Source organism: Nitrincola tibetensis (genome assembly GCF_003284585.1).
GTDB classification, from domain to species: domain Bacteria; phylum Pseudomonadota; class Gammaproteobacteria; order Pseudomonadales; family Balneatricaceae; genus Nitrincola; species Nitrincola tibetensis.
The window spans coordinates 225662-239474 of the sequence record NZ_QKRX01000003.1; the positions used below are offsets into that span (position 1 = coordinate 225662).

A 13813-nucleotide genomic window follows, 5' to 3' on the forward strand; every position below is an offset into this window, starting at 1 on the left:
AGGAAGGTAGATTCTAGATGGTCACTGTATCACGTCCTCATCGATTGATTGTGCTGCTGGCGGCGCTTGTTGCGTTTGGGCCTCTGTCAATTGATATGTATCTGCCAAGTTTACCGCTGATCGCTGAAGACCTTGGTGCGGTACAAAGCGATATTCAGTTGACCATCAGCAGCTTTTTAATTGGGCTGTTTATCGGCATGCTTTTCTATGGTCCTTTATCGGATAAGTTGGGGCGCCGACCACTGTTACTGGCTGGCATTAGCCTTTATCTCGTTGCCAGTGTGGCGTGTGTCCTGGCGAGTTCGGCGCAGTGGTTGATTGCGCTTCGCTTTCTGCAGGCCCTAGGAGCTGCAGCGGCTTCTGTGTTGGCAAGGGCCATTGTTCGCGATCTGTTTCCAATTAGTGAAGCGGCTCGAGTCTTATCTCTGATGCATTTGGTCACAATGATTGCAACGCTCATCGCGCCATTGGTGGGTGGGTATCTGATCTTACTGGCAGGCTGGCGCGCTCTTTTTGTGGTGTTGTTTATCTTTGCGCTAGTTGTCTTAGCCTTTTGTGTCTGGAAAATACCCGAAACGCATCATGGTAGCTCCCGAGGTACCAGTTTTGCCGCAGTTTATAAAGCCTATGGAAACATTTTGCTACAGCCCGTCGCGGTTGGTTATATCTTGTGTATGTCGTTAACTTTTGCTGGCATGTTTGCTTTCATAACGGCCTCTCCATTTGTGTACATCGAATACTTTGGTGTGTCACCTCAGACCTACGCTTGGCTGTTTAGCATGAACATTGGTGGAATCATCGTACTTGTGAGTTTGAATGCACGTTATGTCGGGCAATGGGGAACACAGCGTTTACTGTGGCTAGGTGCAAGCTTGGCCGCCGCTTCAGGTTTAGTGCTGTTTTGTGCCACGTTATTTGACATAGGTGGGCTGACGTTAATCGTGTTGGCGTTATTCAGCTTTGTCAGTGTCACGGGTGTACTGGGCGCAAACTGCATGGCGAGTCTGTTGTCACGTTTCCCTGAGCAAGCCGGTGCAGCGGCAGGGATAGCGGTAGCGACACAATTTGGGTTAGGTGCCTTGGCCAGCGGGTTAGTGAGCTGGTTACACGATGGAACTCCGTGGGTGATGAGCTGGATAATAGGTCTTCTGGGCTGTGGCTCATTAATGGCATTGTTATTGACTCGTGCAAAAAAAGTTCAATGAATATTAAAACTAGATTTTAGTAGCGTTGACATAACTTAATATATTAATTAAATTTGATATAGTTTACGATTGGATAATTGTTGAACCAATTTTTAAGCATGATGACAGAGTGCGAGGTATTTCAGTGCCACATTTTATCGTTGAATATTCAGGTAACTTGCATCATCGGTTGGACTTTCAACCCTTGTTTAAAGAGCTGCATGAGTATGTTGTCTCTACGGGAGCATTTCCCTTGGGTGGTGTACGCAGCCGTGCCATACGCTGTGATGACTTTCGTGTGGCGGACGGCCGGCAAGACTTCTCCTTTATAAACCTTACACTCAAGATAGGCCATGGGCGTGACATGACGTTGAAGCAGCAAGTAGCAGATGAGGTCTTTAAACGATTTTGCCGCTGGATGGAACCGATCACCAAGGAAAGTTATTGTCAGATATCCTTCGAAATGACGGAACTAGATCCTGTTTTAAAATATAACAAAAACAATATTCATGCACTTTTCAAAAGTGACTGATTATTGAATTTTTTGTTATAGGTAGTTGGAGCCAACGTTTTTCCTGCCGTGCCTCTGCTTTATACGGCTGGCTAAATACGGAGCTCATGGAAATAAACTGTACAGCTAATTTAACGTTAACAATGTCTGAAGTGTTATTTCTAACCAAAAGACATGCAATACAATAAAAACAATTGGAGAAAGACTATGAAAGTAATCCCTAATAAAATGAAAAGTCTAACAGCCGCCTCTCTATTAATAGCCGGCATGCTTGGTGCATCAATCGCAACCGCTTCTACAACCCTAGTGGTAGGGACTTGGATGCCCCCCAGCAATCCAATGAATGCTGTTGTATTGCCAACCTGGGGCGCTTGGGTTGAAGAAGCCACTGAAGGTCGCGTGACGGTTCGTATCGAACATGATCTAGGGAATCCAGCCGCCTATTATGACTTGGTGGAAGATGGTGTTATCAATGCCGGATGGAGCTTCCATGGCTATTTGCCTGGACGTTTTTCCTTGCCAATGGCTGTTGAGCAACCTGGAATGGGTGTAAATGCCGAGGCGGCTTCAGCAGCGTTATGGCAGGTTCATGAGACGCATTTTGCACAAGCAAATGAGTATGAAGGCCTTGAGTTACTTGCGTTGATTACGCATGGGCCAGGCCAGTTGCATACCCGTGAACCGATTAACAGCTTAAGCGATTTACGGAATAAACGTATACGTATTGGTGGTGGAGTTCAATCTGCGCTGGGTGAGCGCATGGAAGTGACGGCCGTAGCAGCGCCTGGGCCTCGTGTCTATGAGATGTTACAACAGGGTGTCATTGACGGTGTCTTTATGCCTGCTCAAGAACAACGTTCGCTGCGTTTGGATGAGGTGGCGCCTAATTTAACGATCTTCCCAGGTGGATTGTATCTCGGCAGCTTTGCTATGTTTATCGACCCTGAGTTTATGGAACAGCTAGAACCGCGTGATGCTGATGCCATTCGCAGTGTTTCGGGTCTTAAGTTGTCAGCAATGGCAGGCAAAGAATGGGATCAAGCAGATATTGATGGCATTGCCTACGCTCGTGAGAAAGGGGTCAATGTGGTCGAGCTTGATGAAAATCATCCGATGGTGCAGGAATTTAACCAGTTGATTCAAGGCATGGATGACGAATGGGTTGCCGGTATTCAACGTGCCGGTGTCGATGCTGCCGCTGCTTTGGCCGATTTGAGACGCCTAGCGCTGGAATATGCTGAACAAAACTAGGAGAGACACATGTCATTTGTAGCCTGGTTAAAGGCACATTATGACGAGAAGGGGCCAATCCGTTGGTTGGCCTTTCTACTCGAATTAATCGCCGCTGTGATGTTAATGGTTCTGATGTTGATTACCTGTGTCGATGTGGTGGGCCGTTATGTGTTTAATAAACCCTTGCCGGGTTCAATTGAGTTGACTGAAATAGGCATGGCCATCTTAATCTTTGCAGCGATGCCTGTGGTGACCTGGAGAGGTGGTCATATTGTTGTCGATTTGTTGGACCGTTATCTGAGTACTTTTGTGGTTAAGTGTTTGTCGCTCTTGTCTGCAATCGTGATTTCAGGTTCATTTTATTATCTTGGGAACCGCATTTATCAATTGGGCGAACGCTCGATTCGTCGAGGCGAAGTGACAGAGTTCTTGGGCATATCGAGCGGTTATATCGTGCAGTATATCGCCATCATGAGTTGGGCTACGGCGTTGGGTATGATCACCTACGGTGTTTATCGAATCTTCTTTCAAGATAAATCCAACTAGTCTCTATCACAGGTAGTTTTTTATGTCCGTTATACTTATCGGCTTTGTTGTTCTGCTGTTATTAATTATTGTGGTGAGAATGCCGATTGCCTTTGCGATGGGGTTGGTCGGTTTCTTCGGCTTTGCTGTGATGATGGGATTGTCGTGGGATAATTGGGATACGTTTCGTTGGACGGGTCCTATGTCTATGGCCGCGAATCGAGTTGTCTCAACTGTGCAAAATTATAGCCTGTCGGTGATTCCTCTGTTTATCCTGATGGGTAATCTGGTGATGCGTTCGGGTCTTTCGCAGGAGCTTTATCAGGCTTCAAATGCCTTTTTAGGGCATAAAAAAGGTGGGCTGGCCATGGCAACTGTTGTGGCCTGTGGTGGCTTCTCGGCGATCAGTGGTTCAAGTCTGGCGACATCGGCAACGATGAGTAAGGTGGCCATGCCGTCGATGCGAAAGTATGGTTATAGTGACTCGTTGGCCACCGCGACCATCGCAGCAGGTGGGTCATTGGGCATTCTGATTCCACCCAGCGTAATACTGGTTGTCTATGGTTTGCTGACTGAAACCAGTATTCGAGAGCTTTTTGCGGCGGGTTTTATACCTGGTTTTATTGCCATATTATTTTACCTAGGCGCTGTTCAATATGTGGTTTGGCGTAATCCAAGTGCGGGCCCCGCAGGTGAGCGAACGTCTTGGCCTGAACGCTTGATCGCCTTGCGCGGTGTGTTGGGTGTGTTAGCGCTATTTGTCATCGTAATGGGAGGGATTTATCTAGGTATCTTTACACCCACTGAAGCGGCGGGTATCGGTGCTGGAGGTGCCTTTGTTATTGCGTTAATGCGCAAGTCGCTGACCTGGAGCAGCCTTTTTGATACCTTAACAGATACGGCTCGGACATCTGTCATGCTGTTGGTTGTGGTTATCGGTGCACTCATCTTTTCAGACTTTATAAACCGTGCGGGTCTTCCTGATCTACTCCTTAGCTTTGTGAATTCACTAGATGTCCAGCCGATCATCGTTATTCTAGTGATTGTGGGCATTTACTTGATCTTAGGCATGGTGTTTGAAAGCTTGTCGATGATGCTGTTAACAATACCGATTTTCTATCCACTCGTTGCGGCATTGGGCTACGATCTGGTTTGGTTTGGTATTGTGGTGGTGATCGCGATTGAGATTAGTCTCATTACGCCTCCCGTCGGTATGAATGTGTTTGTGTTAAGTGCCGTGTTAAGAGACGTTAAAACCAGCACGATATTTAAAGGCGTGGGACCCTTCTGGGTTGCTGATATTTTGCGATTATTGCTCATCATTTTTGTAGTGCAAATCTCATTGTTCCTACCAACATTGTTATATCGATAACAGGGGGTTTCATGCTGTCTAATTTTCGCAAAATACTATATGTGTCAGATCTAGAAGCGGGCTCAAGACCTGCATTTCGTGCAGCAGTTAGCCTTTGTAATCACTATGATGCACAGCTGACTTACTTGCATGTGATTGAGGCGGTATCCGCCACGGCAAAAAGTGTGCTCAGTAACATGATGGAAAAGGAGGATATCGACGGATTTTTAAAACAGGGCGTTGAAAAGTTACGTGAAAAGGTTGCTGTGAGACTGGAGAGGTTTTGTCAACAGGAGCTAGAGGCGCAGGATAGTTTGAATATTGCGCAGGTTGACGTCAGAGTCGAGGAGGGCACGCCTTGGAAGGTGATCCTAAAGGTCGCTGACGAGATGGATGCCGATGTCATCGTTATGGGGACACGTAAACATTCAGCTCTGAATCAGATTTTACTGGGTTCGACAGCCGTTAAAACACTGACTCATTCTAAACGCCCAGTGTTCGTTGTGCCCTTGGAGGATGACTAGTCCGAGTTGTTTTGACTTAGCTGCTGGGAATGCCCAGCAGCTAAGCTGCTTAGCAGTGAATCTATTTTTAGGCTGCTTAGGGCTATTGTTCATTATGGTTTCGAGCCATCACTTGCCGGTTTTATTTGCGTAAGTTTGTTCAGAAGTTCGTAGAGTTGATCTAGGTTTTCCTGAGTAAATTGTTCTGTAATCTCTTGGTACCGCTCTTCCAGTAACGGCGTCACGCACTTAAACATGGCCTCTGCTTTTTCGGTCAGGCTAATTAATATTCGTCGTTGGTCTTCATTGGATCGACGTCGCTGTATGTAGCCTTGCTGTTCTAATCGACTAATAATACCAGTAAGACTTGGGCTTAGGATGCAACATAGATCAGCCAATTGTTTAGACTCAAGTTCTTTATGCTCAGCGAGCGCTCGAATAATTCGCCATTGCTGTTCAGTCAATGAAATGTCCAAGAGTACAGGACGGAAAAAGTTCATGGTAGCTTCACGAGCTTTAAGTAATTTGAGTGGTAAGGATTCTTCGTATTTGAGCATTAAAATTTACACTTATAAAAATACTGGTTATGTATGAGGTATACATTTTATATTATTTAGCGAGTGGTTTTATAGAGAATAGCACTTTTAATAAAAATTTACTTTTATGATTTTAATCGAAATTGAAAAAGTCTATGGATTTGTTTCTTTACAGCGTTTTCACTCAGTGTGTTTTTCTGTTGGCTTGGAATATATGTGTGCAATTTTTGATTTTTTGCACTTTTTTGGTTCATGCGCATCGTATTCGTTGCATGTAAGCGCTCTGCTGTACTTGCCGTTGGTAGTTGGCTGGTGTGGCTGAAACACACTTTTTGAATTCGCGTAGAAAATGTGGCTGATCACTGAAGCCAAGGTCAGATGCAAGATCAGAAAACGCTATGCTGTTTTGGCAATTGATCTCATGGACCGCAAACTGACAGCGCACAATACGACTGAAGGCTTTTGGCGACATGCCCATATCGCTTTGAAACTGTCGTTGCAGGGTGCGGCAGGTATAGCCAGTAAGCGCTTCCAGCTGTCCGATACGCAGAGTACCCTTTTTCTCGCAGATAATTTTAATTGTTTCTAAGGTTAGAGGTGAGGGGGTTCTGGGTGTTTTACCCTCATAGCAGCGCCTGAATATCTCCACTTGATTGCCAAAATCACCCTCACTCACGATTTGTGCGAAGGCAGATTCAAGCCTTGGCATGATATCCAAAAGATCCACCTCGCTGTTGACAAGCTCATCTGCTGAAACGCCGAGGAAACCGGGTATAACTCCAAGCTTATAACGCACTCCAAAGTATCTATGTCGATGTTTTAATTCAGCATTACGTGCTTCTAGCGTAGAGCCGCAAACCTTTGCCTCTGGGTTAGTTTGGTCACAATCGAAGAGGATATCAATGCAGCCATCAGGGATAGCGAAGGTCGGACCCTCAGAATGATCCGCTTCAAATGTATAACATTGGGAAATGATTTTATCCTTGCTAATAGCAAGGTCATAGTGTTTCGACGAGGTTAATACAAACCATGGCTGCTCAACATATGCTCCTGCTGTTTTGTTACTAAATGTAACGTGTAATTTGTTACTAATAGGAACACTTAACATATTAAGTACCAGCTTGGGTTTAGTTGAAAAATAACTAGCAATAATCATTCCATAACAATCCAGTCCTTTTTATCAAATGTCGTAAATATTCAATACGAGTGCTTTTGCTAAGGCTACTATCGAGAAAAGTGACGGAATGATTACCAAATCATGACGTGGCAGAACAGCGCTAAATACGATAGTCGCGATATAAAGTTACGGGTGATCCAATGTCTATAAATACAAAAATTGATTTTATTTATCTTTCTGAGCCGGAGATGATCAAAGCCGGTGTTACGGATATGTCCGCTTGCGTCGATACGATGGAGGAAATGTTTATTTTGCTTCATAAGGGGGATTATCGGATGGCGGGGCCAAACAGTGACTCCCATGGCGCGATGATTACTTTTCCAGAGAATTCACCCTTTCCGACGATGCCCAAGCCGACTGCTGACCGGCGCTTAATGGCGATGCCCGCGTATTTGGGCGGTGACTTCCAGACCTGTGGCGTTAAATGGTACGGCTCTAATATTGCTAACCGAGAAAAAGGCCTGCCGCGCTCGATTTTGATGTTTATTTTAAGCGATATCGATACAGGTGCTCCGCTGGCGTATATGTCAGCCAACTTGTTGTCAGCTTACCGTACTGGCGCAATTCCGGGTGTGGGGGCGCGGCACTTGGCACGCAAAGACGCTAAGGTAATTGGCCTGCTTGGCCCGGGTGTTATGGGTAAAACATCGGTTGCGTCGTTTATGGCCGTTCGCCCCAGTATTGACACGATTAAGATTAAGGGGCGCGGTCAGCAGAGCCTAGAAAACTTTATCGCCTGGGTCGAACAGGAATACCCTCAAATCACCAATGTTCAGGTTGTTGATAGCAACGAAGAGGTTGTTCGTGGTTCCGATATTGTCACTTATTGCAACTCGGGTGAAGTAGGTGACCCCTCCAAGTATCCGATCGTCAAGCGTGAATGGGTCAAGCCTGGTGCCTATCTAGCAATGCCCGCCAGCTGCAGTCTAGATGATGGCATGAGTGGTCCTGGTGTTCGTAAGGTGATGGACAGTATCGGACTCTATAAAGCTTGGTATGAAGAGGTGCCTAAGCCCGCTCATCATTATATCCCCTTAGTCGGCATGCGCTTTATGGACATGATTGAAGACGGCTTAATGTCCAGTGATGAGCTTGAGGACCTAGGTGCCATTCTCGCGGGAGATGCGCCAGCACGTCAGAACGACGATGAAATCATCATCATGTCTGTGGGTGGTATGCCAGTAGAAGATGTGGCTTGGGCAACCAAAATTTATCGTACTGCACGCGAGAAAAAAATCGGAGTCACCTTGAATCTTTGGGAGACCCCGGTCCTTCGCTGATGCTCAATAATGAAGCAATTTTGTCGGATCTAATTGATTAATTAAATATTTTTTAGGATTAAACCCATGACCAAGATCATCAAAGTTAAAACAGGCTCCAAGTTTGAAGAGATTGCGAGCTATTCTCGCGTCGTCGCTGTGGATAATTTAATCCACGTCTCCAACACGGCTGGCCGTAACCCAGATACCCAAGAAATTCCGGAGGACGTGATTGAGCAGACGGAGCAGGTATTTAGAAATATAGAAAGAGCACTGGCGGCCGTTGATGCCTCGCTGGCGGACGTTGTGATGTCACGCGTTTTCATCCAGTACCCAGAAGACACCCCAAAGGTTATGGAATTCATTGGCAGCAAGTTCCGTGGCATTAACCCGGCAACAACCGTTACGTGCCCGCCACTGGGTTCTAACGTTTATAAGGTTGAGCTTGAAGTCACCGCGTTTCGCGGTGCGTCTAAAGCCCAAGTCGAAGAAATCACCATCGCTTAATAATATCCTTCGAGGTCGCAGCCTAAGGGTGACCTCGTTGTACAGGCATCAGGGCAACTGCAATGACGAAAGCACTGGAACGCGTTAATACATCAGATGAACAGCCAGCCTCAACACAGGTGGTCATTATTGGTGGTGGTATTGTGGGTGTATCTGCCGCTTTGGCGTTGGCCGAGCGCAATATCTCTGTGGTTCTGCTCGAAAAAGGCCAGATTGCCGGCGAGCAATCATCCCGTAACCTAGGATGGATTCGCAAGACCAGTCGTCATGCTGGCGATGTTCCGATGGCGCAGGCCGCTGACCGTCTATGGGCGCAGATGCCTGAACGTATTGGGCGTTCTGTGGGGTATCGTCAGGCCGGCATCATGTTCCTGGCGCGCACGCAAGAACAGATGGCGATATATGAGGCTTGGCATCAATCCGTCCATCCTCTTGAGCTGGACTCCAAACTTCTCTCACCTGCGGGGATCGATCAGCTGGTTCCAGGAGGCAAGGGAGCTTGGGTCGGGGGGATCTATACCCCATCTGATGGTTACGCTGAACCTGCGATCACCACCAGTGCTATTGCCAATGCCGCGATGAAAAAGGGGGCAATTCTGATACAGAACTGCGCCGTTCGCACCTTAACGATGTCGGCTGGAAAAGTATCGGGTGTCGTAACCGAAAAAGGTGAAATTCGTTGCGAACAGGTGCTGTTAGCTGGAGGTGCTTGGTCACGTCGTTTTCTGGGTAATCTGGGAGTTTCATTGCCTACATTGCCACTGATCTGCTCCGTACTGAGAACCCAACCGATGGAAGGTCCTACTGATATTGCCGTGGGTGGCCCCAATTTTTCTTTCCGCAAGCATCAGGACGGGGGCTACATCATTACGCAGCGTGGCAAGCTTGATGCGCCTGTTACGCTGGATCATTTGCTGATCGGTCACCGTTACCTAGAGCAGCTGCGAACTCAACGGAGCTTTTTAAAAATCGGTTTGGGTCGGGAATTTGTGAAGGATTTGAAAATGAAGAGGCGCTGGACATCGGATTCTCAGACGCCTTTCGAGCAGGTTCGTACCAACGATCCGCATCCTAATACTGGATTGAATCAAGATGCACTGAATAACCTGAAAGCGGCCTGGCCCGCATTTGATGAAGCCAGAGTTGAGGAGGCCTGGGCGGGTTTGATTGATGTCACTCCAGACTCTAATCCGGTGATTGACCATATTGAAGCCATTCCTGGTCTTTTTGTTGCCACGGGGTTTTCAGGGCATGGTTTTGGGACAGGTCCTGCCGCAGGTCAGTTGGCTGCCGATTTAGTCAGCGGTGTTCACCCGATTATTGATCCAGCGCCTTATCGATTTAGTCGGCTTAGAACAGGCTACGATGCAAAAAGAGGGTGAAACAGCATGCTACCGAAAGTAAGAACCATCGTTTATGCATCTGACATCGCGGAAGGCAGCCGCCCTGCATTTCGAATGGCTGTAGAGCAAGCCGTGCGACATGAAGCGCATATCATTTTTTTGCATGCCATTGAACCACCGGTTACAGATGCCGATGCGATGATTCGGGATTATCTGATATCTCAGGCTCAGTTGAAGCATACCCGTCAGCTCATGGATCAATATCGAGCCAAAATCGAACAACGCATTTCAGATTTTCTGGAAAGTGAAATACCGAGTGATATCAAACTGAAGAAGGCACCTCAAATTGAGGTAAGGATCGGAAAACCTGACACAGTCATTGTCGATGTTGCTCGAAGTCAAAATGCCGACCTAATTGTGATGGGGGATCGTGGAGGTTCTACCGCATCGCGCATATTTCTGGGATCTACAACACAAAAAGTCATTCAACAAACATCCACACCTGTGCTGATCGTTCCTCTGAAGGGGAAGTAGACAGTTCGGGTTAATCTTATCAATTACGAGGTAACACAATGAAGAAAATAACTAAAACCCTGTTCATTGCTACACTGGCAATCTCACCGCTTTTGGCTTCTGTATCGGCAGTGGCCGATTATCCAAAACGCCCTGTAAACTTTGTTGTACCTTGGCCACCGGGTGACTTGGAAGACATAGTGACTCGCATGATTGCAGAAGAAATGCATAAACAAACAGGTGTTCCTGCTTCTGTCGTTAATAAGCCCGGTGGTGGTGGCATTGTGGGTGCGTTGGATGTGTCGAGAGCTCGAGCAGATGGTCAGATGATCGGCTCGTTCGTTGCCGACATATTAACAACTCACATTCATTCCGGTAATGCGCCTTACGACCAGAATACCTTTGAACCTGTAGGAATTTTCCTCGATTATCCCTTTGTCATTGCAGCGAATGCCGATGCACCTTATAACAATCTGGCAGAATTGGCCGAATACTCCAAAGAAAATAACGTCTCTCTTGGGCATTTCGGCTATCAAGCGTTACCTACCGCCATTACCTTCCAAGCTGCAGAACAGCAAGGGATTCGTATCGCCAGCGATGCTGCCTTTGATGAAAATAACTGCGCGACGCTTGCAACAGGTGATGCGACCATCATCAACACCACGACTCAGCTGATTCTGTCCTGTTTAAAGTCAGGAGAAGTGAAAATTCTGACGTCTATGACCTATGAGCGCTTAAGCATTGCACCTGAGATTGCCACCCTTGCCGAACAGACGGGTATCACTCAAACAACATGGAATGGCCTGTTTGTGAAGGCAGGTACACCGGATAGCGTGAAAGAGAAAATTGCCGATATTGCTCAGGCCGCTCTGAATTCTGATCGCGTCCGTGATCTGAGTAACTCCACGGGTGCCGGTATCTACTGGATTGGCGGAAGTGAAGCAGAAGAGCTGGTGGCCAAGGATTTCGAAAATACCAAAGAATTGCTCGAGTACATGAACAAGTAGTTTCGAGTAAGGGGGCGGCTTCTTATCTAGGTCGTCTCTATCCCCTGACTTTTTGATTAATCGATTATCTGAAAGAGCTATCACCGTGCCTAATAAACCTCTTGTCAAAGTCGATATTTATTGGATCTTGCTTATCATCTCTGTCGTGCTGCTCATGCTGATACCGGAGCAAGCCGCTTGGGTAGACACCAGACGAGGGTGGTATACACAGCCGATGATGGGGTCATTGCTGGGGCTGAGCATCATGGCCATTTTCTCGGCTTATAGAGTGATTCAGCTCTCACGTGGTGATGGCAATGCGTGGCGCAGTACTGTGTTCCGGCAGAATCCTCTTGATAGTCTGGTAGCAATGCTTGATAGCTATCGAACGGCGCTCATCTCTTCCGTGCTTTTTTACCTCTATATTAAATCGCTATCCATTATTGGTTTTGTACCTGCCACGTTTATTTTTGTAACGGTGCTGCTCTGGCTATCTCGGTTGTTTAATCGGACTTGGGTGCTCGCCACGATTGGTACTCTGATTGCGTTGGTTCTCATCTTCCGTGTGGCCGTTTCTGTATGGTTGCCTGATGTGTGGCTGTACTCACTCTTACCCGATCATTTGGCAGACTTTGCCAATCGTTATCTCTGAGAGGTTTGATCACTATGGATGCAATACTGTTAGGCTTGAACGAAATAGCGACGTTTGATGTCATTGTGGCAATCATTATTGGGGCATTAATTGGCGTCACTATTGGTTCTATTCCAGGACTTGAACCCGCAGGTGTCATGGCCATCCTACTTCCTATCAGTTTCTCGATGGAGCCCTTGGCGGGTGTGTCGCTGCTGTTGGGTGTTTATGGCGGCGCTTGGTACGGAGGTGCGATCCCCGCTATTTTATTGAATACTCCTGGTACACCCGTCGCTGTTTTAACCACGTATGACGGCTATCCTATGGCCAAACGCGGGGAAGCGCGCAGAGCCCTGTCTATTGCCTATACATCGTCCTTTGTTGGTGGCCTGATCAGTGTCTTTTCTCTGGTTATGTTGGCACCGACTTTATCACAGATTGCACGCAAGTTTGGTTCAGCTGAGTTTGCCATGTTGGCTGCTTTGGGGATGGTCTTTGTTGTACTGGCACACCGCAAACATGTGATCGAAGCTGCAATGATGCTGGGCTTGGGCATTTTTCTGGGCACCATTGGATTGAACCTATCCTATAGCACTCAAGTATACACGTTCGGACAAAGCTGGTTGCTGTCCGGTATACCTTTGGTGCCTGCTGTTATTGGCCTGTTTGCGATGTCTCAAGCGTTCATACTGCTGTCACAAAGAGGCAATGATGCACAGGTCACAAAGTTGACAGGAAGCGGTATTTTTTCAGGTGTATTTGATCTGTTAAAACACAAAGTAACGGTAATTCGCTCGGCTGCGCTGGGTGTCGTTATGGGATTGTTACCCGGTGTTGGTGAATTTGGTTCACAGTTTTTTTCGTACACCTTGGCACAGAAGTTTTCTAAAACACCAGAGCAATTTGGCAATGGAGCACCTGAGGGGCTTATTGCGACGGAAACGTCCAATAATGCCGTCACCGGATCGGTTATGGTGCCCTTGTTGGCTTTCGGGATTCCAGCGGATGCATTGATGGCGATGATGCTGGCTGTATTTATGGTACACAACTATATTCCTGGACCAACCCTGTTTGTCGAACGGCCTGAGTTTATTTCAGGACTGTACATTTCACTTCTGCTAATGAATCTAGTGGCGTTTACCTACCTAACCTTTGCGACTAAATGGATTGTTAATTTGACCCGAATTCGGGGTCGGTTTATTGGTGCCTTTATTTTGGTACTGGGTTTTATCGGTAGTTATAGCCAAAACTTCCAATTCAGTGACTGTTTAATTGCACTGGGGTTTGCAGTTTTCGGTTATGTACTTAAACGCAACAATATACCTGCAGTACCCATTGTTTTAGGTCTTGTTCTTGGTCCGCTGTTCTTGGCTAGAACCCAACAGGCTCTAGGCGTAGCGGGTGGCGATATTACCATCTTCTTGCAACGACCCATTAGCCTGACATTGTTCATTATGATTCTACTTTCGATCGGTGTGTACGCTTGGAGCCAGCATCGGGAATCTAAAAAGGAGAAGCATCAACAGTAATCGCCTAATTATCCTTTTGAAAATA

The 13813-nt window shown here is 46.8% G+C and carries 15 protein-coding genes; 13 read left to right on the plus strand and 2 right to left on the minus strand.

The annotated features are described in order from the left end of the window. Positions 1-17: 17 nt before the first annotated feature. The 6 genes from DN062_RS05350 to DN062_RS05375 all read left to right on the plus strand — a co-directional run bounded on the left by DN062_RS05350 (position 18) and on the right by DN062_RS05375 (position 5328). On the plus strand, positions 18-1205 hold the full coding sequence (locus tag DN062_RS05350) for a Bcr/CflA family multidrug efflux MFS transporter (RefSeq protein ID WP_112158274.1): 1188 nt from the start codon (positions 18-20) through the stop codon (positions 1203-1205). A 124-nt stretch (positions 1206-1329) separates the two neighbouring features. Beyond that, on the plus strand, positions 1330-1716 hold the full coding sequence (locus DN062_RS05355) for a 5-carboxymethyl-2-hydroxymuconate Delta-isomerase (protein ID WP_112158503.1): 387 nt from the start codon (positions 1330-1332) through the stop codon (positions 1714-1716). A 186-nt stretch (positions 1717-1902) separates the two neighbouring features. Further along, positions 1903-2946 carry a TRAP transporter substrate-binding protein gene (locus DN062_RS05360; RefSeq protein ID WP_112158276.1) on the plus strand — a complete coding sequence of 348 codons (1044 nt, stop codon included), beginning with the start codon at positions 1903-1905 and terminating at the stop codon, positions 2944-2946. Between the two features lie 9 nt (positions 2947-2955). After that, the gene (locus tag DN062_RS05365) at positions 2956-3474 is read left to right on the plus strand and encodes a TRAP transporter small permease (RefSeq protein WP_112158278.1); all 519 of its coding nucleotides are present in this window, start codon (positions 2956-2958) and stop codon (positions 3472-3474) included. 22 nt (positions 3475-3496) lie between these two features. After that, positions 3497-4825: a TRAP transporter large permease gene (locus DN062_RS05370; RefSeq protein WP_112158279.1), complete on the plus strand. Its 1329-nt coding sequence runs from the start codon at positions 3497-3499 to the stop codon at positions 4823-4825. A gap of 11 nt (positions 4826-4836) precedes the next feature. Next, positions 4837-5328, plus strand: a complete 492-nt coding sequence (locus tag DN062_RS05375) for a universal stress protein (protein WP_112158281.1) — start codon at positions 4837-4839, stop codon at positions 5326-5328. A 92-nt stretch (positions 5329-5420) separates the two neighbouring features. On the opposite strand, the gene hpaR is transcribed toward DN062_RS05375, so the two are convergent. Beyond that, positions 5421-5864, minus strand: coding sequence for a homoprotocatechuate degradation operon regulator HpaR (gene hpaR, locus DN062_RS05380; protein WP_112158283.1), 444 nt, complete (start codon positions 5862-5864; stop codon positions 5421-5423). A 229-nt stretch (positions 5865-6093) separates the two neighbouring features. After that, positions 6094-6951, minus strand: coding sequence for a helix-turn-helix domain-containing protein (locus DN062_RS05385; RefSeq protein WP_112158504.1), 858 nt, complete (start codon positions 6949-6951; stop codon positions 6094-6096). Between the two features lie 209 nt (positions 6952-7160). Here DN062_RS05385 and DN062_RS05390 point away from each other — a divergent pair, with 209 nt between their 5' ends. From DN062_RS05390 to DN062_RS05420, 7 genes are all read left to right on the plus strand, one after another. Beyond that, positions 7161-8300, plus strand: a complete 1140-nt coding sequence (locus tag DN062_RS05390) for an ornithine cyclodeaminase family protein (RefSeq protein ID WP_112158285.1) — start codon at positions 7161-7163, stop codon at positions 8298-8300. Between the two features lie 66 nt (positions 8301-8366). After that, complete coding sequence (locus DN062_RS05395; RefSeq protein ID WP_112158287.1) at positions 8367-8786, plus strand: RidA family protein; 420 nt, start codon at positions 8367-8369, stop codon at positions 8784-8786. Between the two features lie 62 nt (positions 8787-8848). Then, positions 8849-10168 (plus strand): NAD(P)/FAD-dependent oxidoreductase, encoded by a 1320-nt coding sequence (locus DN062_RS05400; RefSeq protein ID WP_112158289.1) that lies wholly within the window; start codon positions 8849-8851, stop codon positions 10166-10168. Between the two features lie 6 nt (positions 10169-10174). Continuing rightward, the gene (locus DN062_RS05405; RefSeq protein ID WP_112158291.1) at positions 10175-10663 is read left to right on the plus strand and encodes a universal stress protein; all 489 of its coding nucleotides are present in this window, start codon (positions 10175-10177) and stop codon (positions 10661-10663) included. Between the two features lie 38 nt (positions 10664-10701). Next, entirely contained in the window at positions 10702-11649 is a 948-nt protein-coding gene (locus DN062_RS05410; RefSeq protein ID WP_112158293.1) for a tripartite tricarboxylate transporter substrate binding protein, read from the plus strand. A gap of 85 nt (positions 11650-11734) precedes the next feature. Then, the gene (locus DN062_RS05415; RefSeq protein WP_112158295.1) at positions 11735-12280 is read left to right on the plus strand and encodes a hypothetical protein; all 546 of its coding nucleotides are present in this window, start codon (positions 11735-11737) and stop codon (positions 12278-12280) included. 14 nt (positions 12281-12294) lie between these two features. Next, positions 12295-13788: a tripartite tricarboxylate transporter permease gene (locus DN062_RS05420; protein ID WP_112158297.1), complete on the plus strand. Its 1494-nt coding sequence runs from the start codon at positions 12295-12297 to the stop codon at positions 13786-13788. Positions 13789-13813: the final 25 nt, after the last annotated feature.